Below are 23,306 nucleotides of genomic sequence, written 5' to 3'. Positions count from 1 at the left end.
AGGAAGAACAAATGTCAGTAATGTCATATATTGATGCAATCAATTTGGCGATGAAAGAAGAAATGGAACGAGATTCTCGCGTTTTCGTCCTTGGGGAAGATGTAGGAAGAAAAGGCGGTGTGTTTAAAGCGACAGCGGGACTCTATGAACAATTTGGGGAAGAGCGCGTTATGGATACGCCGCTTGCTGAATCTGCGATCGCAGGAGTCGGTATCGGAGCGGCAATGTACGGAATGAGACCGATTGCTGAAATGCAGTTTGCTGATTTCATTATGCCGGCAGTCAACCAAATTATTTCTGAAGCGGCTAAAATCCGCTACCGCAGCAACAATGACTGGAGCTGTCCGATTGTCGTCAGAGCGCCATACGGCGGAGGCGTGCACGGAGCCCTGTATCATTCTCAATCAGTCGAAGCAATTTTCGCCAACCAGCCCGGACTGAAAATTGTCATGCCATCAACACCATATGACGCGAAAGGGCTCTTAAAAGCCGCAGTTCGTGACGAAGACCCCGTGCTGTTTTTTGAGCACAAGCGCGCATACCGTCTGATAAAGGGAGAGGTTCCGGCTGATGATTATGTCCTGCCAATCGGCAAGGCGGACGTAAAAAGGGAAGGCGACGACATCACAGTGATCACATACGGTCTGTGTGTCCACTTCGCCTTACAAGCTGCAGAACGTCTCGAAAAAGATGGCATTTCAGCGCATGTGGTGGATTTAAGAACAGTTTACCCGCTTGATAAAGAAGCCATCATCGAAGCTGCGTCCAAAACTGGAAAGGTTCTTTTGGTCACAGAAGATACAAAAGAAGGCAGCATCATGAGCGAAGTAGCCGCAATTATATCCGAGCATTGTCTGTTCGACTTAGACGCGCCGATCAAACGGCTTGCAGGTCCTGATATTCCGGCTATGCCTTATGCGCCGACAATGGAAAAATACTTTATGGTCAATCCTGATAAAGTGGAAGCGGCGATGAGAGAATTAGCGGAGTTTTAAAGACGTAAGGGAGGATACAATCATGGCAATTGAACAAATGACGATGCCGCAGCTTGGAGAAAGCGTAACAGAGGGGACGATCAGCAAATGGCTTGTCGCCCCCGGTGATAAAGTGAACAAATACGATCCAATCGCGGAAGTCATGACAGATAAGGTAAATGCAGAGGTTCCGTCTTCTTTTACTGGTACGATAACAGAGCTTGTGGGAGAAGAAGGCCAAACCTTGCAAGTCGGAGAAGTGATTTGCAAAATTGAAACAGAAGGCGCGAATCCGGCTGAACAAAAACAAGAACAGCCAGCTGCTTCAAAAGCCGCTGAGACGCCTGCTGCAAAAAGTGCCGAAGCAGCTGATCAGCCCAATAAAAAGCGCTACTCGCCAGCTGTACTCCGTTTGGCCGGAGAGCACGGCATTGACCTCGATCAAGTAACAGGAACAGGTGCCGGCGGGCGCATCACACGAAAAGATATTCAGCGCTTAATTGAAACAGGCGGCGTACAAGAACAGAAGGCTGAGGAGCCGAAAACAGCAGCTCCTGCACCGAAGTCTGCATCAAAACCTGAGCCAAAAGAAGAGACGTCATATCCTGCGTCTGCAGCCGGTGATAAAGAAATCCCTGTCACAGGTGTAAGAAAAGCAATTGCTTCCAATATGAAGCGAAGCAAAACAGAAATTCCGCATGCTTGGACGATGATGGAAGTCGACGTCACAAATATGGTTGCATATCGCAACAGTATAAAAGATTCCTTTAAGAAGACAGAGGGCTTTAATTTAACGTTCTTCGCCTTTTTTGTAAAAGCGGTCGCTCAGGCGTTAAAAGAATTCCCGCAAATGAATAGCATGTGGGCGGGCGACAAAATTATTCAGAAAAAGGATATCAATATTTCAATTGCAGTTGCCACAGAGGATTCTTTATTTGTTCCGGTGATTAAAAACGCTGATGAAAAAACAATTAAAGGCATTGCGAAAGAAATTACCGGTCTTGCCAAAAAAGTAAGAGACGGAAAACTCTCAGCAGATGACATGCAGGGAGGCACGTTTACCGTCAACAACACAGGTTCGTTCGGGTCTGTTCAGTCGATGGGCATTATCAACTACCCTCAGGCTGCGATTCTTCAAGTAGAATCCATCGTCAAACGCCCGGTTGTCATGGACAATGGCATGATTGCTGTCAGAGACATGGTTAATCTGTGTCTGTCCTTAGATCACAGAGTGCTTGACGGTCTCGTATGCGGACGATTCCTGGGACGAGTGAAACAAATTTTAGAATCGATTGACGAGAAGACATCTGTTTACTAAATAAGAAAAAAGAGCATTTTTTGAAGTTTTGTTTCAAAAAATGCTCTTTTTCTATTATTCAGCGATTCGTATTTTCATTTCGACACGATATTCTTCTTGTTTTTTCGGGGAGTAATGAATCGGTATGATTAACTCGTATACATCACTGACAACTGTTAATTGGCGGTCTGCGATATATTTGATAAGCTTCTGTAAGTTGAGAAAATAATGTTCAGGCGAAAAATTATACGCGATACACGCATACCTCCCTTTAGGGATCGTTGTGATTTCCATATCCGGCGTAATTGATGAAATCTGTTTATTCGTCAATACAGGCGTGAAAATATGACGGTAAGTCATTTCATCAATGCTGGTGTAGGGCTGAAAAGAGAAAGTAGCGCCGTAGCTATTGTTCGTAAATCCATCTGCTGACTCGATAAATTTTTTTAATTTGCTGTAGGAGGCGTTGAGCACGTTTTCAGGCCCGATTCCTTCTGCCTCTGTCTGAATGATCCGTATTTCTTCTTCATCTAAAACAAACACCTCACCGAGCGCGGGATATTCCATCTGCCGTTTCATCCGCTTTTTCACCAATGAAATGGTTTGCTCCAGGGCTGATAAAAAGTCTAATTTCTCCCTGATTTGCCTCTCCTGCTCTGTATAAAAAGCAAACAGTTCTTCCATCTCTAAGTCCTGTGCTTTTTTCATCTCTTCTAAAGGTGTGCCGATATATTTCAATGATTTGATCAAATCCAGATGAATGAGCTGAGAATCTGTATAATAGCGGTAGCTGGTATCCGGGTCGACGTAGGCTGGTTTAAATAAATCAATTTTATCGTAATAACGGAGCGCTTTTATCGACACGTTTGCCAGTTTTGATACTTCCCCAATTGAGTAATACGATTCCTTCATGCCATCACTCCTTCTATCATCAGTATAAAGAAGAAGCGCATTCTTTGCAGTACACAAAGAATGCGCTTCTTATCACGTGCTGGCTTTAAGATGTGCAGGCGCTTTCCAAGCAATGGTCAGTGCAATCCCTATGGCTAAGGTGACCGTTGCAAAGTAGAAAGGATAGTTTACATCTATATCGAACAGCATTCCGCCGATAATAGGCCCGAATACATTGCCGATACTTGTAAACATTGAATTCATACCGCCGGCAAACCCCTGTTCATTTCCCGCAATCTTTGACAGGTAAGTCGTTACCGCAGGCCGCATGAGATCAAATCCGACAAATACGGTGACTGTCACCAACAGAATCGCAACATATGAATGTACTGTTGTCAGCAAGAATACCAGACTCGTAGAGAGAATTAAGCTGTACCGAATTAAATGGATTTCGCCAAACCATCTTGTGAAGCGGTCGAATAAGACGACTTGCGTAATGGCGCCAACAATCGCTCCTCCTGTAATCATAATGGCAATGTCGCTGGCCGTAAATCCGAATTTATGATCCACGAATAATGCAAATAAAGATTCAAATGATGCTAAACCAAAAGACGAAATTAAGATAATGAGAAAAGCTATGAAATACATGGGGGCAAAAATTCGTTTAAAGCCTGTCTTCTGTCCTTTTATTTCCTGATTTTCAGGGTTTCGTTCCGGCTCGCGCAGCGTGAGGATTGATAAAATGGCTGCTAACAGTGCAAAAGCTGCCGCAAAGAAAAAAGGCAGCCGGGAATGGACTTCTGCTAAAAATCCCCCGATGCCGGGGCCGATAATAAATCCTGTTGAAATAGCGGCTGACATATAACCGAGCGCTTTTGGCCGTGTTTTAATGGTCGTGATATCTGCAATAAAAGCCGTGACCCCGGGCATAATGAAGGCTGCGCTGATACCGCCCAGCATACGGGAGATAAATAACATCTCAACTGTTTTTCCAATGCCGAACAAAAACTCCGACACACTAAAGAACAACAGGCCGATCACGATCATGATCTTGCGCCCGAAGCGATCAACCCATCGTCCGGCTATTGGTGAGACAATGAGCTGTGTAATAGCGAAGCAGGCAACCATATAGCCGACCGCGGTCCCCGATAAATGTAATTCATTCATAATGGTCGGCGTTACTGGAATCACAAGCCCGATCCCCAAAAAAGCAATAAATAAATTGGTTAATAATATAGTTAAGGTAATATTTTTCTTCTCCATATGACTTCCCCTTTTTCAAGTGTGTATCCCTTATACTGTAAGACCTCCTCCTAGGGGAGAGTCAACGGATTTGCAAAATCTTTCTAAAGCCTTATGACAGTTATTCATTTGCGGGAACAAGCATGTCGATATGCTGAGGCAGGACCTGAATGACTGCGGGTGTATATGTATAAACTTCTCCATCCATATCCGCCTTTTTGGCAGTGTCTGTTTCAATCTCGATACGGGAGGCCTGGACATAGGACAGCTCTCCGGTAAAACGATCAATTGAGCCCTGTTCCATGCTCATCAGCTCCCTCAGCGCGGTGAGGTTGGTATTGCGGCATATGAGAACATCGAGTAAGCCGTCTTCAATACTGGCATCGGGCAGAGGAATTCGATTCGTTCCAATGTATTGGCCATTCATCACAAGCAGCATAACGGCTTCTTCTTTAATTTCTTCTCCATCAATTTTCAATGTCATCGGAAACGATGCAGCGGATGAGACGGTTCGCAAGGCACTTGTAAAATAGCTGATTTTTCCCAATAATGCTTTTTCCGTTTCGTTGATTTGATTCGACGTTTCTGCAATTAAGCCGATCCCCCAGAAATTCAAAAAATAACGGTCATTCATCTGACATACGTCTACGCTGGTTTTTTTTCCTGCCATAAGTGCTTCCGCGGCCTTTGCAAGATTTTGAGGGATGCCAAGCACTCTTGAAAAGTCGTTGCACGTGCCGCCAGGTAAAATTCCGACCGCGGGTTTTCTTTCTAGAGCGCTGATAGCATTTATGCATTGATGGATCGTGCCGTCGCCGCCGAGAATGAAGACGGTGTCGACAGAATCATCAATGGATTGGCAAAAATGATACGCATCATCCTTTTTCTTTGTCTGCTTAATAATCACCTCATCTAAATGGTGAGATAAAACCGGCACCACAGCACCAAGTGCTTTTTCTATATTTTTGTTACCGGCATTTCCGTTATGAATCAGTAACGCTTTCCTGTGGCTCATATACAACTGCTCCTTTATTTTACTTCTAGTTATATAATCCCCTTTTTCTGTAAGCAGTAAACGAAGAGCAAAAAAAGTGCACGGCGAAGCAAAGTCATTTGCCGATATGGACGTTTCCTTGCTATCATAAGAACAGATGATGAAAAAGGAGAGGTCTTCATTGAACATGGACTTTAATTTATTTATGAATGATATTGTTCGCCAAGCGAGACAAGAAATAACAGCTGCCGGATACACCGAGCTTAAAACAGCCGAAGAGGTGGATGAGGCACTTACGAAAAAAGGAACGACGCTCGTCATGGTAAACTCTGTTTGCGGATGCGCCGGAGGAATTGCAAGACCGGCAGCCTACCATTCCGTTCACTATGATAAAAGACCTGATCAGCTCGTCACCGTTTTTGCCGGACAGGATAAAGAAGCGACAGCGCGTGCGCGAGACTATTTTGAAGGTTATCCGCCATCTTCTCCGTCCTTTGCGATTTTGAAAGACGGAAAGATCATGAAAATGGTAGAGCGTCATGAAATTGAAGGCCACGAGCCGATGGCCGTAGTGGCAAAGCTGCAGGAAGCCTTTGAAGAATATTGTGAAGAAGTATAAGACGAACAACCCGGATGCTCAAAGCAGCCCGGGTTTTTTTGTGCATAAATTTCCAAGGATATATGAATAAATATTAAGGGATTATTCAATCGGATTGTACAGCGATTTAATTTTTATCTAGTAATATCAGAAGAGATCACTGGAAAGATAAGCTTAAAGATAATTTTTAAAAATAGTATTGCATAAAAATGAGAAACTGTTTAAAATACAAATTAACGAATAAATATTCAAACACACCAAAAGTAATGAATACGGGGGAAATGGATCATGAAAAAATGGCTCTTATTACTTGTAGCTGCTTGCATCACCTTTGCATTAACTGCGTGCGGCTCAAGCAATTCAGGTTCAGAAAGCGGAAAGAAAAAATTAATTATGGGTACTTCGGCGGATTACAAACCGTTTGAATATAAAGAAGGAGATAATATTGTCGGCTTTGATGTAGAGCTGGCAAAAGCTCTGGCAAAGAAGGCAGGCTATGAAATTGAAGTGCAGGATATGGACTTCAACAGCTTAATTACAGCGCTTAAATCAAAACAGGTGGATCTCGTTCTGTCAGGAATGACACCAACGCCTGAGCGTAAAAAACAAGTTGATTTTTCCGATGTGTATTACACAGCGAACCATATGATTGTCAGCAAAAAAGACAGCGGCATTCAATCTTTGAAAGACCTGAAAGGAAAAACAGTTGGCGTTCAGCTTGGCTCTATTCAGGAAGAGAAGGGGAAAGAGCTTTCTCCGGAATATGGTTTTAAAACAGAAGACCGCAACAGAATTTCTGATTTGGTGCAGGAAATCAAATCTGACCGTTTCGATGCCGCGATAATTGAAGACATTGTTGCAGAAGGGTATTTCAAATCAAATGATGACCTGCAAGGCTTCGTGATTCCTGATGCGAAAGCGGAAGAGGCCGGTTCAGCAATTGCTTTCAGAAAGGACAGTGAACTGACAGACAAATTCAATAAAGCGCTCAAGGAAATGGAAGATAACGGAGAGCTTGAGAAATTGAAGAAAAAATGGTTCACTGGCGAGAAGTAAAAAAAAGCGGCTCAACTTTTTCGTTGAGCCTTTTTATTGAATAGGAAACTTTTTTCCTGTAAGAAAAGGAGACAAAGGCTATGAATTTGGATTTTTCAGCAACGATCCCCCAAATTCCTTTTATATTAGAAGGCTTGGCAATTACATTAAAAATTGTTGTTGTATCTGCTATTATCGGACTTATACTCGGTATTGTGCTAAGCTTATGCAAGATCAGCACATTCCGCCCGTTTATCTGGATCGCTGATTTTTATACATCAGTGTTCCGAGGCACGCCTTTAGTGCTGCAGCTTATGATTGTCTATTTTGGCCTTCCTCAGCTGCTCGGATTTCAAATTGACCAGTTTTGGGCTGCGGTTGTCGCATTGTCTTTGAATTCCGCCGCTTATGTATCGGAAATTATCAGAGCCGGAATCAATGCCATTGATAAAGGGCAAAAAGAAGCTGCTGTTGCACTCGGTGTCCCGTATGGAAAAATGATGAAGGATCTGCTGCTGCCGCAGGCCTTCAAAAATATATCACCTGCAATTGTGAATGAATTAATTACGTTAACAAAAGAATCGGCGATCGTCACCGTCATCGGGCTTGGTGATGTCATGAGACGCGCATATCAAGCTGGCGCCGCCACTTACAATTACCTTGAGCCGCTCATTATCGCGGGATTGATTTATTATGTGCTTGTCCTGATTTTAACGTTTATCGGCAAGGCTGTAGAAAGGAAGCTGAAATCCAATGATTAAGGTTGAAAAGCTGTCAAAATCATTTGGGAAACACGAAGTATTAAAAAACATTTCAACAACAATCGCTGAGGGTGAGGTTGTTGCCGTGATCGGTCCTTCAGGCTCAGGCAAATCAACGTTCTTACGCTGTTTAAACCTGTTGGAAAAGCCTAACGGCGGAACCATTACAATAAAAGACACAGAGATTACGAAGCCAAAAACCAACACATTAAAGGTCCGGGAAAACATCGGGATGGTTTTTCAGCATTTTCATCTCTTTCCGCACAAAACGGTTCTCGAAAACATCATGTACGCGCCTGTCAATGTAAAAAAAGAAACAAAACAGGCTGCACAGGAGAAAGCTGAGGACCTGCTCCGCAAAGTCGGTTTGTTTGAAAAGCGAAATGACTATCCAAACCGTTTGTCTGGCGGACAAAAACAGCGTGTCGCGATTGCCAGGGCTCTTGCGATGAATCCGGACATCATGCTGTTTGACGAGCCGACCTCCGCCCTTGATCCAGAGATGGTTAAAGAAGTGCTACAGGTGATGAAAGAGCTGGTCGAAACCGGCATGACCATGGTGATTGTCACACATGAAATGGGCTTCGCAAAAGAAGTGGCAGACCGCGTGCTGTTTATGGACCAAGGAATGATTGTCGAGGATGGCAATCCGAAGGAATTTTTTATGTCGCCAAAATCCAAAAGAGCGCAGGACTTTTTAGAGAAAATATTATAGAATATAAAAAAGAAGAAGGCTGGCCGCCTCTTCTTTTTTATTGAAGAAACAAATAGAAATGGAGTCCGACATGTTTAAAATTGGTTACCGCACAATAAAGACCGCGCTAGGAACAGCTTTGGCTATTTATATAAGCCAGTTATTGCATTTGCAAAACTTCGCATCAGCAGGAATCATCACCATTTTGTGTATACAAATCACACAAAAACGGTCGCTTCAGGCCTCATGGGCCCGCTTTGCGGCATGCTGTCTGGCAATTGCTTTTTCTTATCTCTTTTTCGAGCTTATTGGCTACCACCCGTTTGTGATCGGAGCGCTTCTTTTGATATTCATTCCGATAACGGTTCTGTTAAAAATTAACGAGGGTATCGTCACCAGTTCTGTTATTATCCTTCATTTATACATGTCCGGCGGCATTACGCCTACTTTCATCTGGAATGAAGTTCAGCTGATTACGGTCGGCATCGGCGTCGCTCTATTGATGAACTTGTATATGCCGAGTCTTGATCGGAAGCTGATTGTTTACCGTAAAAAGATAGAGGATAACTTTGCTGTCATTTTTGCAGAAATCGAACGGTATTTGTTAACTGGTGAGCAAGATTGGTCAGGAAAAGAAATTCCGGAAACGCACCAGCTTATTACGGAGGCTAAAAACCTGGCATATCGAGATGTGCAAAACCACATTTTACGTTACGAAAATCTGCATTATCATTATTTTAAAATGAGAGAAAAGCAATTTGAAATTATTGAACGCCTTCTCCCTAAAGTGACATCGATCTCCATCACGGTAGATCAGGGAAAAATGATCGCTGAATTTATTCATGATTTGCGGGAGGCGATACACCCTGGGAATACAGCGTACAAATTTCTGAAAAGACTTGCTGACATGAGAAAAGAATTTGAGGAGATGCCGCTTCCGGCGACTAGAGAGGAATTTGAAGCGAGGGCCGCTCTCTTCCACCTTCTCGGCGAAATGGAACAATATTTAGTGATTAAAAGTTATTTTAAAGGAATAAAAGCGCAAAAATCACTCGGATGATTCGCATGAGCTCTTCCTTCATTGGTCAACCTAATGAAAAAGGAGGAGCTTATGCGTTTTTTCTTATGTTCGATTTTCATGATGATTTCACCGATTTGGCCGCTCGGCGAAAATCCGCTGCCGGGTGATCCGTATGTTATTGTCAACAAGCGAACAAATGAACTTGCTGTTATCCTCGACAACAAAGTAGAAGGCGTGTATAGTGTGGCGACTGGAAAAACAGATGATTTGACGCCTGAAGGAGAGTTTTCGGTAACGGTAAAAGCGGAAAATCCTTACTACAGAAAGAAAAATATTGAAGGGGGATCTCCTGATAACCCGCTTGGGGCAAGATGGATCGGATTTGACGCGAAAGGAACGGACGGGCGGATTTATGGAATTCATGGGACAAACCGAGAGGAATCAGTAGGAAAATTTGTGTCTAACGGCTGTATACGTATGCATAACGATGAGGTCGTTCATTTGTTTCAAACGATACCAATAGGAACGAGAGTACTGATCACGGACGACAACCGCTCTTTTGAGGAGATTGCCATCGAGCATAAAGCTCTGATAAAAAAGCAGGATATTCCCATTGAATAAGGCGCCTGCTTTTTTATCGTTATAGAAACATGACGATTCCTGAGAGTACAGTTGAAAGAATAAAAACTCCCAAAATCACGATCAAAACGCTTTTCATCAGTTTTTGAGACATGATTTTCACTCCTTAAACAATCTGTCTATATTTTAGCGTGTTTTGAATGGGCGGACAAGCGATATCTATTAGCGAAAGCAGGGATGAAAATGAACAGGCTTGACCATATCGGGATAGCCGTTTTTTCGATAAAAGATGCAAGAAGCTTTTATGAAAATGTATTGGGGCTTGCATTTCTTCATCAAGAAACGGTTGAAGAGCAAAAGGTGAATGTTGCTTTTTTTCAAGCTGGTAGCGTCAAACTTGAGCTGATAGAGCCGTTGACAGCTGACAGCCCCGTCCATTTATTTTTGGAGAAGAAAGGGCAGGGACTGCATCATATTGCGTTTTTGTGCAACTGCCTATCTGAACAGCTTCAAGCATTGTCTGATCAGCATGTTCAATTGATTGACAGGTTTCCAAGACAGGGAGCGAACGGGAAAAAGATCGCGTTTATTTCCCCTCGGGAAACAAACGGTGTTCTTGTAGAGCTTTGTGAACCGAAAGGAGACCAACACAATGAGCATGAATGAGCACATGGATCATTTATACACGAAACGCAAGCAGGCAGAAGAAGGCGGAGGACGGGAAAAGCTGGCTCAGCAGCGGCAAAAGGGCAAGCTCACTGCTCGGGAAAGGATCATATTTCTTCTAGATCAGGACAGCTTTATCGAATTACACCCCTTCATGGAAAGTCAAGTGTTAACAAGAGAACAGCGCATGTTAGGGGATGGGGTCGTGACAGGGTACGGCACAATTGACGGTCGCTCAGTTTATGTATTTGCGCAAGACTTCACAGTGTACGGAGGGGCGCTTGGCGAAACCCATGCCAGGAAAATCTGCGCTTTGATGGATCTGGCAGCAAAAAATAAGGCGCCGATTATCGGGCTGAATGACTCAGGTGGTGCGAGAATTCAAGAGGGTGTGTTATCATTAGATGGATACGGTCACATATTTTACCGAAACGTCTTATATTCCGGAGTCATTCCGCAAATATCGGTTATTTTAGGGCCGTGCGCTGGAGGCGCTGTATATTCTCCGGCACTCACAGATTTTATATTTATGGCTGAACAGACCGGCCGGATGTTTATTACCGGCCCGAAGGTGATTGAAAAAGTGACAGGGGAACAGGTTGATGCGGAGAGCTTAGGCGGAGCGGGGATACATAATGCCGTCAGCGGAAACGCCCACTTTTCCGGGCATACGGAGAAGGAGGTTCTGACAGGGGTGAGAAAACTGCTGTCTTATTTGCCGCTGAATGGCCGGACAACAGAGCCGAAGCCAGAGAAAGAGGCGTCCAGACCGTTATTAAACCGTCTTGTCCCTGCTGATACGACAAAGCCTTATGATGTTCGGAAGGTGATTAGGGAGCTGGCTGACCCGCAATCTTTTTTTGAGATTCAGCCATTTTTTGCGAAGAACATTGTCATTGGGTTTGCAAGGCTGGGTGAAAAAGCAATCGGCATCGTGGCGAGCCAGCCGAAGCATCTGGCGGGAAGCCTGACGATTGACGCTGCTGATAAAGCAGCAAGGTTCATCCGTTTTTGTGACGCATTTGATATCCCGCTATTGACTGTCGAAGATGTCCCGGGGTTTCTGCCGGGTATTCAGCAAGAGCACAATGGAATCATCAGGCATGGAGCAAAATTATTGTTTGCTTATGCTGAAGCGACTGTCCCAAAAGTCACACTTATCATTAGAAAAGCGTACGGCGGCGCCTATGTGGCCATGAACAGCAAAGCGATCGGAGCGGACCTTGTGTTTGCATGGCCGAATGCTGAAATCGCAGTGATGGGTCCAGAAGGTGCGGCATCGATTTTGTATGAAAAGGAAATCAAAGCTTCAGCTGACCCGCAAAAGACGAAACGCGAAAAAACAGCTGAATACAAAAAGCAAAACGCCGGCCCATACAAAGCGGCCGCTTGTGGAATGGTCGATGACATCATTTTGCCGGAAGAATCAAGGGGAAAACTGATTCAAGCTTTTCATATGCTTGCACATAAGACAGAAGAGAGACCGAAAAAAAAGCACGGTAACATACCGCTTTAATATGGAGGGACTTACAAATGGTGAATGAAAAACGTCTGCTGGAAGAATTTTTAGAGCTTGTCCAAATTGACTCAGAAACAAAGCACGAAGCTGAAATCTGCAAAGTGCTGAAACGAAAATTTTCTGATTTAGGTGTGGACGTTAAAGAAGACGATACAATGGATATCACGGGCCACGGAGCCGGTAACCTGATTTGCACGCTAAAAGGGACAAAACAAACAGATACGATCTATTTTACATCTCATATGGACACAGTTGTACCCGGAAACGGCGTAAAACCAGTTGTAGAGAACGGTTACGTCAAAACTGACGGCACGACGATTTTAGGCGCTGATGATAAAGCGGGATTGGCTGCAATGTTTGAGGCGATTAAGGTGCTGAAAGAAGAAAACATTGAACACGGCACGATTGAATTCATCATCACAGTAGGGGAAGAATCGGGTCTGATCGGAGCGAAGGCTCTTGACCGTTCTATGATCACTGCATCCTACGGCTATGCTCTTGATTCAGACGGAAAAGTCGGAAATATCATTGTGGCCGCGCCGACACAGGCGAAGGTAAGAGCGGCAATTTTCGGGAAAACCGCGCACGCCGGGGTTGAACCTGAAAAAGGCATTTCAGCGATTACAATCGCTAGCAAAGCCATTTCAAAAATGCCATTGGGCCGTATCGATGAAGAAACAACAGCTAATATCGGCCGGTTTGAAGGCGGCACACAAACAAACATTGTGTGCGACGAAGTTCATATTCTTGCTGAAGCGCGCTCTTTAGTTCCTGAGAAAATGGAAGCTCAGGTTCAAAAAATGAAAGCTGCTTTTGAAGAGGCAGCTGCTGATATGGGCGGACGCGCAGAAGTCGAAATTGAGGTTATGTATCCGGGCTTTAAATATCAAGACGGCGACCAAGTTGTTGAAATCGCGAAAAAAGCGGCTGCTAAAATCGGACGTCCAAGCGAGCTGCAAACGAGCGGCGGCGGAAGCGACGCGAACGTAATCGCTGGTCATGGCATCCCGACGGTCAATCTTGCTGTCGGTTATGAGCAAATCCATACAAAAAATGAAAAAATGCCGATCGAAGAGCTCGTTAAAACGGCAGAAATGGTTGTTGCCATTATTGAAGAGGCGGCAAAATAAAAAAAGAAAACCCGAGTGCGATTTCCCGCATCAGGTTTTTTTAGCTCCATTTCCTAAGCGGCCAAAATAACACATCCTGTTTTTTAGCATAATGAAGCAAGGGGTCTGACTCTGGCAATGTAATGCCGTGAGCATCAGTCACCGTATTGACTGAAATTTCCGCTTCGGCGTTTTGCAGCAGCCATGGATGATGATGGATGTCTTCGTAATAGAGTTTGTTTTGATTGGTAGTATAGAGTCTATACCGTTCTGTCAGCCAGTAATCGAGCGAATCCTTTTCTGCTGTAAAAGGCGCTGAAATGGGCCGGTATGCGGCGTGGAATGCTGCTTCTTTGTCATTTTTCCGCTTGCTGACATAGTCAATGGCATCACCGTTTTTTTCGGACTTCATATCCGCGTAAAAATAAGGCAGATGAAAGAATGTGCGAGCGCCAAGGACCGCCAGACGATGATCGGCATCTAAGCTAAAAAAATAAATGCCGGGCTTGCCTTTATACGTGACATAGGTGCGGAGGTTAAGCTCAGGAAATGCACGCGCACCGGGAATGACAGGAAGATAACGCGCCCTCAGGTTCGTGAGCATAAAGGGAAGCATGCTGATCCAAGCTTGCCCGTTATATGTATCTAATTCTAAAACGGACGGTACCAAAGCGCGAAGGATAGAAACATCAACAGGCCAGTGAGCAAATAAGACATCATTCCAGGTTTGTCTCATGATCCAGATTCCATCAGGTACAGAAATATTTTTTTGCTGAAAGCGTTCCGTCAACGTATATGCTCCTTTCGGTTGGAGGTGAGTAAAGGTATTCCCGATTTCCTTCTTTTTAAACGATACGGCTATTTTTTAGGATGGCCATTTCTGCTTCAGCCATGATAAACAAGACTGTTTGGCGCGGTATGCTTTGCAAGTAACAAAAAACAACCCCGGCTTTTCGCACGGGGTTGCTTTTTTATTTCACCGACTCAGTAAGAGCGGCTGTTTTTTTACTTTTATGATGCGTCATCTGAAGGACGATGTTTTGCACTGTCAAAAACAGTCCGCTTGTAAACCAGTACAGCGGAAGGGCTGCCGGCACATTAAGCGAGAAAATCGTCATCATCACAGGGAAGATGAACACCATCAATTTTGCGGATTGCTGTGCCGCAGGGTTTTGCGGGACAGCGGAATATTTCGCGCTCAGTTTTTGAGCGATATAGGCTTGGACAAAATACATAATCCCTGCACTAAGGGACATGAGAATATCAGATTGCCCTAAACTGAACCATAGAAACGAGTGTGACGCAATTTCAGGTGTTGAGCGAATCGCGTAATAAAGCCCAATCATAATCGGAGACTGAATCAGCATTGGAAGACAGCCCATCGCAAGCGGGTTGATATTATGCTCCTGATACAGCTTCATCATTTCCATTTGCAGCTCTTTTTGCTTTTCCGGGTCCTTCGTCTTTTTCAACTTAACCTGGATACTGTCAACCTGAGGTTTAATAACGGCCATTTTCTCTTGGAAGATGCGCTGTTTTTTGAACTGATTGACAAACAAAGGCAATACAACTATACGCACAATAATGGTTACGAGGATAATAGAGAGTCCGTATTCTCCGTGAAACAGCCCGGCAACACCCTTAAGCAGAGCGGAAAACGGTTCGATTAAATAATCGTGGAAAAAACCTACGTTGCTGAGGCCTCCCACCTGATTAGTCGCTGCAAATGCAGCATTGCCCGAGCATAATACGATCAAAAAGATACCCATAGCCAAAAGTTTTTGATATGTTTTTAACAATTTTGTTCTCCTCCTTTTTATAAATGCGGTTTATAAAAGAAGAGAACCGGCGTCTTCCTCATCGTTCACAGGCGAATTCATGCGGAAGACTTTACGTATCCAAGTTGTAATGCGATGATATATAATAATAAGAAAGTCTGTTCGGTTAATGTGAAAGACCGTCTGATGTTCATCTGTTCGTTTTGATTTCCATTGCTCGCCCGCACGGCACTCCCGTAAGAGAAATGCAATCCCGATTGCCGTTAGAGCAGGAAGAATAATTGTGAAAAAATCGACTAAGAATAAAACGTCATTTATCGATTCCACAAACATTGTCATCACATCCATTCAATAGCTTCATTTTACTATATGTACAAGCTGTTGTCTAATGACCGAAAAGGAGATTTGTTTATGCCGGGAAAGAGCCGAATTATTTTCCATATTGATATGAATAGCTTTTATGCGTCGGTTGAAATGGCATATGATCCGGCTCTCCGGGGAAAGCCGGTCGCAGTTGCCGGAAACGTAAAGGAGCGAAAGGGCATTGTGGTAACATGCAGCTACGAAGCAAGAGCGCGCGGCGTCAAAACAACGATGCCGGTTTGGCAAGCGAAGCGCCATTGTCCTGAGCTCATCGTTCTTCCGCCGAACTTTGACCGCTATAGAAACTCTTCACGAGCGATGTTTACCATTCTTCGTGAATATACTGACCTAGTGGAGCCTGTCTCCATCGACGAAGGCTATATGGACATGACCGATACACCATACAGCAGCCGCGCTCTAGAGACGGCAAAAGAAATCCAAAGCAGGCTGCAAAAAGAGCTGCTGCTCCCGTCAAGCATAGGGATTGCACCGAATAAATTTCTCGCTAAGATGGCGTCTGATATGAAAAAACCGCTTGGAATTACGATCTTAAGAAAGAGGCAAGTGCCCGATATCCTGTGGCCGCTTCCTGTTGGAGAGATGCACGGAGTCGGCAAAAAGACAGCGGAAAAACTGAAGGGACTCGGCATCCATACAATCGGAGAGCTAGCTGCAGCTGATGAACACTCGCTGAAGCGCCTGCTTGGCATCAACGGTCCGCGCCTTAAAAATAAAGCAAATGGCATTCACCATGCGCCGGTTGACCCGGAGCGCATTTACGAATTTAAAAGCGTCGGCAACTCATCGACACTTTCCCATGATTCCAGTGATGAAGAAGAGCTGTTAGGCGTTTTTAGAAAGCTTGCCGCTTCTGTGAGTGACCGTTTACAGCGCAAGGAAGTCATGGCTTCGAAGCTTTTTATTATGATTAGATATGCGGATTGGAGAACCATCACAAGAAGCACTACGCTGAGAAACCCGATTGATCAAAAAAATGACATTTTGAAAGAAGCGGAGCACCTCTTTTTTAAACATTGGAATAAAAATCCTGTCAGGCTGCTTGGCATTACCGGAACGGATTTAGTAGAAAAAGAGCAGGCCTATAAACAGCTCGATTTGTTCAGCTTTAATGAAGATGCGAAGGATGAGCCCATTCAGCAGATGATGGAAAAGCTGAATAAAAAGTACGGTACCAAACTGATCAGAAAAGGGGCAACGTTAAAAAAAGAGGAGAGCAAAACAAAGGGAACAAGCTTTAATAAAGATTTTTTTCAAGATGAAAAGAAAAGCTGAATCGCTTGAAAAAAAGGGTGAATGTATGGTAATTTCTTTATTATAAATATCATTTTATTTTAATTTAAATTTTAAAATGATTAAACGTTTGCAGAAGGGACGTTAGAATATGTCAAAACAACAAATCGGCGTTATCGGACTTGCGGTCATGGGTAAAAATCTGGCTTTAAATATCGAAAGCCGGGGATTTTCTGTTTCTGTTTACAACAGATCAAGCAGTAAAACTGAGGAGTTTTTACAGGAGGCAAAAGGAAAAAATGTTGTTGGCACTTACAGCATTGAAGAATTTGTCCAATCCTTGGAAACACCGCGCAAAATCTTATTAATGGTTAAAGCGGGAACTGCAACAGATGCGACAATTCAATCTCTTCTTCCTCATCTAGAGAAGGATGATATTTTAATTGACGGCGGTAATACATACTATAAAGATACACAGCGCCGTAACAAAGAACTCGCTGAAAGCGGCATTCATTTTATCGGAACAGGCGTTTCCGGCGGAGAAGAAGGAGCGCTTAAAGGACCTTCTATCATGCCTGGCGGACAAAAAGAAGCACATGAGCTTGTAAAACCGATTCTTGAAGCCATTTCTGCAAAAGTTGACGGAGAACCTTGTACGACATATATCGGTCCGGACGGCGCCGGCCATTACGTAAAAATGGTGCACAACGGAATTGAATACGGAGATATGCAGCTGATCTCTGAATCATATTTCATTCTGAAACAGGTGCTGGGCCTTTCTGCTGATGAGCTTCATGAAGTTTTCGCTGAATGGAATAAAGGTGAGCTTGATAGCTACCTGATTGAGATTACGGCTGACATCTTCACAAAAAAAGACGAAGAGACAGGCAAACCGCTTGTTGATGTGATTCTTGATAAAGCAGGCCAAAAAGGAACAGGAAAATGGACAAGCCAAAGCGCACTTGACTTAGGCGTTCCGCTTCCGATTATTACTGAATCTGTATTCGCACGCTTTATCTCAGCTATGAAGGAAGAGCGTGTAAAAGCGAGCGGACTTCTTTCAGGACCAGAAGTGAAGCCTGTTACAGAAAATAAAGAAGAGCTGATTGAAGCGGTCAGAAAAGCGTTGTTCATGAGTAAAATCTGTTCATACGCGCAAGGATTTGCCCAAATGAAAGCTGCTTCTGAAGAATACAACTGGGATCTGAAATATGGTGAAATCGCTATGATCTTCCGCGGTGGTTGCATCATTCGCGCGGCATTCCTTCAGAAGATCAAAGAAGCTTACGATCGCGAGCCTGAGCTTGACAACCTGCTTCTTGACAGCTATTTCAAGAATATTGTAGAAAGCTATCAAGGAGCGCTTCGCCAAGTGATTTCACTTGCAGTTGCCCAAGGTGTGCCGGTGCCATCATTCTCAAGCGCATTAGCCTACTATGACAGCTACCGCACAGCCGTACTGCCTGCAAACTTAATCCAAGCACAGCGCGACTACTTTGGCGCTCATACTTATGAGCGTACTGACAAAGAAGGCATCTTCCATACTGAATGGATGAAGTAATCAATAGAAACCCCCAAAGCTATAGAGCTTCGGGGGTTTTGTTATTAATGAGAGTGCTATACCTCTGTGACAGCTGCAAAAAAGCCGAAAATGCTTGTAAACATTTTCGGCTTTTTTCTTCTTATTATATATTCCACCAGTGTAAGCCGTCTTTCGCCAAAAGATCATCAGATACTTTCGGTCCCATTGAGCCTGATTCGTAGTTAGGAGATAAGGTTTTGTTTGCTGCCCATGTTTCAGAAATAGAGTCGACAAAGCTCCAAGAAAGGGCAACTTCATCCCAGTGTGCAAAGTTTGTTGCATCGCCAAGAAGACAGTCGTGAATTAGTTTTTCATATGCTTCAGGGGTGTTCAACTCGTCATTGCAATTGCTGCAATAATCGAGTTTGATTGGCTGTGCGTGTGCTGCTCCGCCAAGCTTTTTAGCATTTAAGTAAAGCGTAATGCCTTCGTCAGGCTGAATATGAATGACAAGCAAGTTCGGATTCATGTTGTTTTCATTACCGTAGTACAGGTTCATCGGAATGTCCTTAAATTGAACGACAATTTTTGTGGACTTTTCTTTCATTCGTTTTCCGGTTCTGATGTAGAATGGAACACCAGCCCATCTGAAGTTGTCGATCAGGAGCTTGCCGGCAACAAAGGTTTCTGTATTGGAGTCAGGAGCGACATTATCTTCATCTGTATAAGCAGGAACCGGTACACCGTCAATTTCACCAGCTTGATATTGTCCGCGCACAAAGTATTCATCCACTTCGTCTTTTGCAATAGGACGCAGTGCTCTCAGCACCTTCACTTTTTCGCTGCGGATTTCTTCTGTGTTCAATTTGATAGGCGGCTCCATTGCAAGAAGGGCAACCATCTGCATAATATGGTTTTGCACCATGTCGCGAAGGGCGCCTGATTTTTCGTAATATCTTGCGCGGTCTTCAACGCCTAGTGATTCGCTAGATGTGATTTGAATGTTTGAAATGTAGCGGTTTGTCCAAAGCGGTTCGAAAATCGCATTGGCAAATCGAATCACTTCAATGTTCTGAACCATTTGTTTGCCTAGATAATGGTCGATTCTGTAAATTTGATCTTCCGTAAATGCTTCGCGGATTTCTTTATTCAATGCCTGTGCGCTTGGCAGATCATGGCCGAACGGTTTTTCGATGACAAGGCGGGACCAGCCGGTTGTAGCTGTTACACCCTCTGATTTTAATGTTTTTGCAATCGTTCCGAAGAATTCAGGAGCCATTGCCAAGTAGAACATTCTGTTGTTAGGAATTTGATATGTATCTTCCAGCTGGTTAAGCAATACGTTTAGCTCTTGATAAGAACCAGGGTTTGTCACGTCAAACGGGTGATAGTAAAAATGAGACGTGAAATCATCTATATGCTTATCTGCAGATGAGGAAATGGATGTTTTAACAGTTTGGCGAAGATCCTCATTAGACCAAGGTCTTCTTCCAACTCCTACCACTGCAAACTCTTCTCCGATTTGTCCGTTTTGATATAAACGGTGAATAGACGGATACAATTTTCGTTTTGCTAAATCTCCAGTTGCACCGAATATGACAATTACTGCTTTTGGTTGTTGGTTTGTTTTCACTAAAAGTACCTCACTTTATTCGAAGCTTTATTTTAGTACACCCCGTATATTTCCTTCATTTTAAATCTAAAATTCAACGAAAGCAAACATTTAAGCCCTTTTTTAAGCAGAATGCTGAAAAAATGTTTCTAGCACGAAAGGATTGTTCTTTTCAGAGGCAAGATTCACATTTTCCGCTTGATCCTGTATTCTTGTAGGTATCTGGTTCTAGTAGGAGGAAGGAAACGTGGAATTACTTTTTTTAGGGACGGGAGCCGGCATCCCCGCCAAGGCGAGAAATGTAACGTCGGTGGCATTAAAATTGCTTGAAGAAAGGCGTTCGGTATGGCTTTTTGACTGCGGGGAAGCCACACAGCATCAAATTTTACATACAACGATTAAACCTCGTAAAATAGAGAAAATCTTTATTACACACATGCACGGCGATCATGTATACGGACTTCCGGGGCTTCTGGGGAGCCGTTCCTTTCAAGGCGGAGAGGACGAGCTGACAGTGTACGGACCTAAAGGGATCAAGGCGTTTATTGAAACAAGCCTTGCCGTCACGAAAACCCATTTGACATATCCGCTTGCGATCCAGGAAATTGAAGAAGGAATCGTGTTTGAGGACGATCAGTTTATTGTCACAGCGGTATCTGTTATTCATGGAGTGGAAGCCTTCGGGTACCGTGTGCAGGAAAAAGACGTACCGGGTTCCTTGAAGGCTGACGTATTAAAAGAAATGAACATCCCGCCCGGACCTGTATATCAGAAAATCAAAAAAGGCGAAACGGTAACGCTTGAAGACGGACGAATCATCAATGGGAATGATTTTCTGGAGCCTCCTAAAAAGGGAAGATCTGTTGTGTTCTCCGGTGATACGAGAGTAAGTGACAAACTAAAAGAGCTTGCGAGGGATTGTGATGTGCTTGTTCATGAAGCAACCTTTGCTAAGGAAGACCGTAAACTTGCTTATGATTATTATCACAGTACAACGGAACAAGCGGCTGTAACAGCGAAAGAAGCAAGAGCGAAGCAGCTCATTTTAACCCATATCAGCGCAAGATATCAGGGAGATGCTTCTTTGGAGCTTCAAAAAGAAGCGGTTGACGTTTTCCCCAATAGCGTGGCGGCATATGATTTCTTAGAGGTAAACGTCCCGCGAGGCTGAAGGCGGAGCTCTTATTTGACAATTTGTGATGACGTTGTATAATAAAACGTAATCATTACGTTTTATAAGGAGATGTTAATTATGAGAGTAAATGTTACTTTAGCTTTGCACTGAAACGGGAGACCGAAATTACATCACAACAAAAAATAAACGCACCAATCCAGACCGTTTGGAGCTGAAAAAATATTCACCGCGTTTAAAGAAATATACCCTTCACCGTGAAACAAAATAATATAAAAGACCGGGAATCCCTTACGGCCCGGTCTTTTTTTACGTTAATTGACTGCCTGGTAAAGAGGAGCGGCCTGCTGGCACGCTGCGCACCATACGTCATAAATAGCCAAGTGAACGATATGAGGTTCATCATGATGGATGTTGTGGGAGCTGTTTTTAGCTTGAATCCAGCCGCTTTGGTTAGATAGAGACAATATGCTGCTGTGCAAGTTTTGCCACTCCTGTTCAGCAGCGAATTTCTCAGTCCGTTCTCCTGATGACAACACAAGAAGAGGCATGTTTCCTAAGTGGACTTGCCGCTTTTTGAGCTCCTGCAGACTTTTTGAAAACTCTGCATGTGTGCCCTCAAGCATCATCTTTCTCGTATGTGATTTGTGCATTTCTTCGGGTATAAAGGTAAAGCTGGCGCAATCGCCTAAAGCTGGGTCAAGAAGGACCATGCCGATAATATCATGCTTGTTTTTGCAGGCCCATAAACCGGTGATGACAGCTCCGTATGAGTGTGAAACAGCCAAATAAGGAGGTTTTACATCAGCTGCTTTAAGCAAACTCTCCAATTCTTTCACTTGTTGATCAGCTGTTCGTTTAGCTCTGCTTTGCCCGCTTTTTCCTATGCCTGCCCGATCATATGTGAAAATGCCAAATTCATCATCAATGTCCGCCATTAATGGTTTCCACGTCTCAGAAGAAGTACCATAGCCGGCCTCAAAGACAATCGTTACACCGCTTGATCCTTTCCGGTGCTGTGTATGAAACGCACATCCGTCAATTGTATATGTCTTTTCCATCCAAGCTGATTTCATTGGAGTCATCTCCTCTAATTGGTTCTACTAGGGAGACGGAGAACCTTAGCCGATCGTTTCTCTAAAAATAAAAAAAGAGATATCCTCTACAGGATATCTCTTATGGGCATTACCAGCCTCTTTCGTATTGAACAGGGGCCGGAATCTCTGTATTGAGCTGTTTCGCAGCAGTTCTTGCAAAAAATGGATCCCGCAAAAGCTCTCTGCCGATAAAGATGAGGTCGGCACGTCCGTTTTGCAGAATTTCTTCAGCCATTGAACCGTCTGTAATCATGCCGACGGCACCAGTAGCCATGTCCGCCTGTTCACGGATTTTCTCAGCGAAGCTGACCTGATAGCCAGGGAATACGTTAATGTCTGCGTGAACAAGGGCGCCTGAGCTGCAGTCAATTAAGTCAACACCCTGCTCCTTCATCCATTTTGCAAAACCGATGTGATCGGCAATGTCTAAGCCTTTATCAGTGTAGTCAGAAGCAGATACACGGACAAATAAAGGACCGTCCCATACTTGTTTGACTTCATCAATGATCTCTCTCAAGAAACGATAGCGGTTTTCAGGTGAGCCGCCATATTCATCTGTTCGATGGTTGGAAAGCGGAGACAAAAATTCATGAATTAAATATCCGTGCGCCGCATGAATTTCAATCACATCAAAGCCGGCTTCTTTTGCGCGGGCAGCCGCTTGCTTGAACTCCTGGACCGTTTCTTTTACTTTTTCTGCTGACATTTCTACAGGTGTTGCTGATTGTTCGTCAAACGCAATCGCCGATGGAGCGAAGATATCTCCTTCAAGCTCAGCTTTACGTCCGGCATGGGCAAGCTGAATGCCGATTTTTGAACCTTGTTCTTTGACCTGCTCAGTCAGTTTTGCAAAGCCTTCAATATGCTCGTCGCTCCAAATGCCTAAGTCTTGGTCAGTGATTCGTCCTTGAGGGTTAACCGCTGACGCCTCTACAATAATCAGTCCGACCTGGCCGATTGCGCGCGATATGTAATGTGCCATGTGGAACGGTGTTAATTTTCCGTCCTTTTCATGAGAAGAATACATGCACATTGGCGACATGACAATGCGGTTTTTTAACGTCATATCTTTAATTGTAATAGGTGTAAATAATTTTCTGGCCATTTCTTTCGCCTCCCGTAAGGTTTTTAGAGATTGATTATATCAAGTCATTTCTTTCCCGTCATATAA

At 43.9% G+C, this 23,306-nt stretch carries 24 protein-coding genes and 1 pseudogene; 15 read left to right on the top strand and 10 right to left on the bottom strand.

The window, feature by feature from the left end:
- The first annotated feature begins 11 nt into the window (after positions 1 to 11).
- Both bfmBAB and bfmBB read left to right on the top strand, forming a co-directional pair.
- Positions 12 to 995 carry a 3-methyl-2-oxobutanoate dehydrogenase subunit beta gene (gene bfmBAB, locus MHB62_RS11855; protein ID WP_004398638.1) on the top strand — a complete coding sequence of 328 codons (984 nt, stop codon included), beginning with the start codon at positions 12 to 14 and terminating at the stop codon, positions 993 to 995.
- 22 nt (positions 996 to 1,017) lie between these two features.
- Entirely contained in the window at positions 1,018 to 2,292 is a 1,275-nt protein-coding gene (bfmBB, locus tag MHB62_RS11850) for a branched-chain alpha-keto dehydrogenase complex dihydrolipoyllysine-residue (2-methylpropanoyl)transferase (RefSeq protein ID WP_032722087.1), read from the top strand.
- Positions 2,293 to 2,346: 54 nt separating this feature from the next.
- On the opposite strand, the gene bmrR is transcribed toward bfmBB, so the two are convergent.
- From bmrR to MHB62_RS11835, 3 genes are all read right to left on the bottom strand, one after another.
- A complete protein-coding gene (gene bmrR / locus MHB62_RS11845) occupies positions 2,347 to 3,183 on the bottom strand; it encodes a multidrug efflux transcriptional regulator BmrR (protein WP_003230325.1) in 837 nt (278 codons plus the stop codon).
- 72 nt (positions 3,184 to 3,255) lie between these two features.
- Positions 3,256 to 4,425, bottom strand: coding sequence for a multidrug efflux MFS transporter Bmr (gene bmr / locus MHB62_RS11840; protein WP_003230328.1), 1,170 nt, complete (start codon positions 4,423 to 4,425; stop codon positions 3,256 to 3,258).
- Positions 4,426 to 4,525: 100 nt separating this feature from the next.
- Positions 4,526 to 5,419 (bottom strand): diacylglycerol kinase family lipid kinase, encoded by an 894-nt coding sequence (locus MHB62_RS11835; RefSeq protein ID WP_032722084.1) that lies wholly within the window; start codon positions 5,417 to 5,419, stop codon positions 4,526 to 4,528.
- A 160-nt stretch (positions 5,420 to 5,579) separates the two neighbouring features.
- Between MHB62_RS11835 and brxB the strand changes: the two genes are divergently transcribed.
- The 6 genes from brxB (at position 5,580) to MHB62_RS11805 (ending at position 10,128) form a co-directional block, all read left to right on the top strand.
- On the top strand, positions 5,580 to 6,017 hold the full coding sequence (brxB, locus tag MHB62_RS11830; protein ID WP_003226477.1) for a bacilliredoxin BrxB: 438 nt from the start codon (positions 5,580 to 5,582) through the stop codon (positions 6,015 to 6,017).
- Between the two features lie 267 nt (positions 6,018 to 6,284).
- Positions 6,285 to 7,052 carry an arginine ABC transporter substrate-binding protein ArtP gene (gene artP, locus MHB62_RS11825; protein ID WP_004398706.1) on the top strand — a complete coding sequence of 256 codons (768 nt, stop codon included), beginning with the start codon at positions 6,285 to 6,287 and terminating at the stop codon, positions 7,050 to 7,052.
- Positions 7,053 to 7,132: 80 nt separating this feature from the next.
- Positions 7,133 to 7,792 carry an arginine ABC transporter permease ArtQ gene (artQ, locus tag MHB62_RS11820; RefSeq protein WP_003230340.1) on the top strand — a complete coding sequence of 220 codons (660 nt, stop codon included), beginning with the start codon at positions 7,133 to 7,135 and terminating at the stop codon, positions 7,790 to 7,792.
- A complete protein-coding gene (gene artR / locus MHB62_RS11815; protein ID WP_003230342.1) occupies positions 7,785 to 8,507 on the top strand; it encodes an arginine ABC transporter ATP-binding protein ArtR in 723 nt (240 codons plus the stop codon). The genes artQ and artR overlap by 8 nt, the downstream gene beginning before the upstream one ends.
- Before the next feature lie 70 nt (positions 8,508 to 8,577).
- Positions 8,578 to 9,546 carry an aromatic acid exporter family protein gene (locus tag MHB62_RS11810; protein WP_032722082.1) on the top strand — a complete coding sequence of 323 codons (969 nt, stop codon included), beginning with the start codon at positions 8,578 to 8,580 and terminating at the stop codon, positions 9,544 to 9,546.
- A gap of 51 nt (positions 9,547 to 9,597) precedes the next feature.
- Positions 9,598 to 10,128, top strand: a complete 531-nt coding sequence (locus MHB62_RS11805) for a L,D-transpeptidase (RefSeq protein WP_017696449.1) — start codon at positions 9,598 to 9,600, stop codon at positions 10,126 to 10,128.
- Between the two features lie 19 nt (positions 10,129 to 10,147).
- Here the strand turns inward: MHB62_RS11805 and prli42 are convergent, their stop codons facing one another.
- Positions 10,148 to 10,240 (bottom strand): stressosome-associated protein Prli42, encoded by a 93-nt coding sequence (gene prli42 / locus MHB62_RS11800; protein ID WP_003226489.1) that lies wholly within the window; start codon positions 10,238 to 10,240, stop codon positions 10,148 to 10,150.
- A gap of 89 nt (positions 10,241 to 10,329) precedes the next feature.
- On the opposite strand from prli42, the gene mce reads away from it, so the two are divergent.
- Genes mce through MHB62_RS11785 form a run of 3 tightly spaced genes read left to right on the top strand, consistent with a single transcriptional unit; the run spans position 10,330 to position 13,401 of the window.
- Positions 10,330 to 10,752 carry a methylmalonyl-CoA epimerase gene (mce, locus tag MHB62_RS11795; protein ID WP_004399095.1) on the top strand — a complete coding sequence of 141 codons (423 nt, stop codon included), beginning with the start codon at positions 10,330 to 10,332 and terminating at the stop codon, positions 10,750 to 10,752.
- Entirely contained in the window at positions 10,745 to 12,268 is a 1,524-nt protein-coding gene (locus MHB62_RS11790) for an acyl-CoA carboxylase subunit beta (RefSeq protein WP_074794484.1), read from the top strand. Before mce ends, MHB62_RS11790 begins: the two co-directional genes overlap by 8 nt.
- A 17-nt stretch (positions 12,269 to 12,285) precedes the next feature.
- The gene (locus MHB62_RS11785; RefSeq protein ID WP_003230352.1) at positions 12,286 to 13,401 is read left to right on the top strand and encodes a tripeptidase T; all 1,116 of its coding nucleotides are present in this window, start codon (positions 12,286 to 12,288) and stop codon (positions 13,399 to 13,401) included.
- Between the two features lie 40 nt (positions 13,402 to 13,441).
- Here the strand turns inward: MHB62_RS11785 and MHB62_RS11780 are convergent, their stop codons facing one another.
- The 3 genes from MHB62_RS11780 to mifM form a co-directional block, all read right to left on the bottom strand.
- Positions 13,442 to 14,170 (bottom strand): YqjF family protein, encoded by a 729-nt coding sequence (locus MHB62_RS11780; RefSeq protein WP_003230354.1) that lies wholly within the window; start codon positions 14,168 to 14,170, stop codon positions 13,442 to 13,444.
- A 181-nt stretch (positions 14,171 to 14,351) separates the two neighbouring features.
- Positions 14,352 to 15,179 carry a membrane protein insertase YidC gene (locus MHB62_RS11775; RefSeq protein ID WP_003230359.1) on the bottom strand — a complete coding sequence of 276 codons (828 nt, stop codon included), beginning with the start codon at positions 15,177 to 15,179 and terminating at the stop codon, positions 14,352 to 14,354.
- A 30-nt stretch (positions 15,180 to 15,209) separates the two neighbouring features.
- Complete coding sequence (mifM, locus tag MHB62_RS11770; protein ID WP_010886563.1) at positions 15,210 to 15,497, bottom strand: membrane protein insertion/folding monitor MifM; 288 nt, start codon at positions 15,495 to 15,497, stop codon at positions 15,210 to 15,212.
- A gap of 72 nt (positions 15,498 to 15,569) precedes the next feature.
- Here mifM and MHB62_RS11765 point away from each other — a divergent pair, with 72 nt between their 5' ends.
- A complete protein-coding gene (locus MHB62_RS11765) occupies positions 15,570 to 16,814 on the top strand; it encodes a DNA polymerase IV (protein ID WP_004398755.1) in 1,245 nt (414 codons plus the stop codon).
- Between the two features lie 109 nt (positions 16,815 to 16,923).
- Positions 16,924 to 18,333, top strand: a complete 1,410-nt coding sequence (gndA, locus tag MHB62_RS11760) for an NADP-dependent phosphogluconate dehydrogenase (protein WP_003230365.1) — start codon at positions 16,924 to 16,926, stop codon at positions 18,331 to 18,333.
- A 124-nt stretch (positions 18,334 to 18,457) separates the two neighbouring features.
- On the opposite strand, the gene zwf is transcribed toward gndA, so the two are convergent.
- On the bottom strand, positions 18,458 to 19,927 hold the full coding sequence (zwf, locus tag MHB62_RS11755) for a glucose-6-phosphate dehydrogenase (RefSeq protein ID WP_014480196.1): 1,470 nt from the start codon (positions 19,925 to 19,927) through the stop codon (positions 18,458 to 18,460).
- 226 nt (positions 19,928 to 20,153) lie between these two features.
- Between zwf and rnz the strand changes: the two genes are divergently transcribed.
- Positions 20,154 to 21,077 carry a ribonuclease Z gene (gene rnz, locus MHB62_RS11750; RefSeq protein ID WP_004398681.1) on the top strand — a complete coding sequence of 308 codons (924 nt, stop codon included), beginning with the start codon at positions 20,154 to 20,156 and terminating at the stop codon, positions 21,075 to 21,077.
- Positions 21,078 to 21,158: 81 nt separating this feature from the next.
- Positions 21,159 to 21,309 (top strand): annotated as a pseudogene (gene rpmG, locus MHB62_RS11745) (50S ribosomal protein L33).
- A 43-nt stretch (positions 21,310 to 21,352) separates the two neighbouring features.
- Here the strand turns inward: rpmG and MHB62_RS11740 are convergent.
- On the bottom strand, positions 21,353 to 22,114 hold the full coding sequence (locus MHB62_RS11740; protein ID WP_003230373.1) for an alpha/beta fold hydrolase: 762 nt from the start codon (positions 22,112 to 22,114) through the stop codon (positions 21,353 to 21,355).
- A 109-nt stretch (positions 22,115 to 22,223) separates the two neighbouring features.
- Positions 22,224 to 23,240, bottom strand: coding sequence for an NADPH dehydrogenase NamA (gene namA / locus MHB62_RS11735; RefSeq protein ID WP_003230377.1), 1,017 nt, complete (start codon positions 23,238 to 23,240; stop codon positions 22,224 to 22,226).
- Between the last annotated feature and the right edge of the window lie 66 nt (positions 23,241 to 23,306).

This window comes from Bacillus sp. FSL K6-0255, assembly GCF_045040725.1.
GTDB lineage: Bacteria > Bacillota > Bacilli > Bacillales > Bacillaceae > Bacillus > Bacillus subtilis.
Note: the sequence above shows the minus strand (reverse complement) of the source record. Positions and strands in the feature narration are given on the sequence as shown.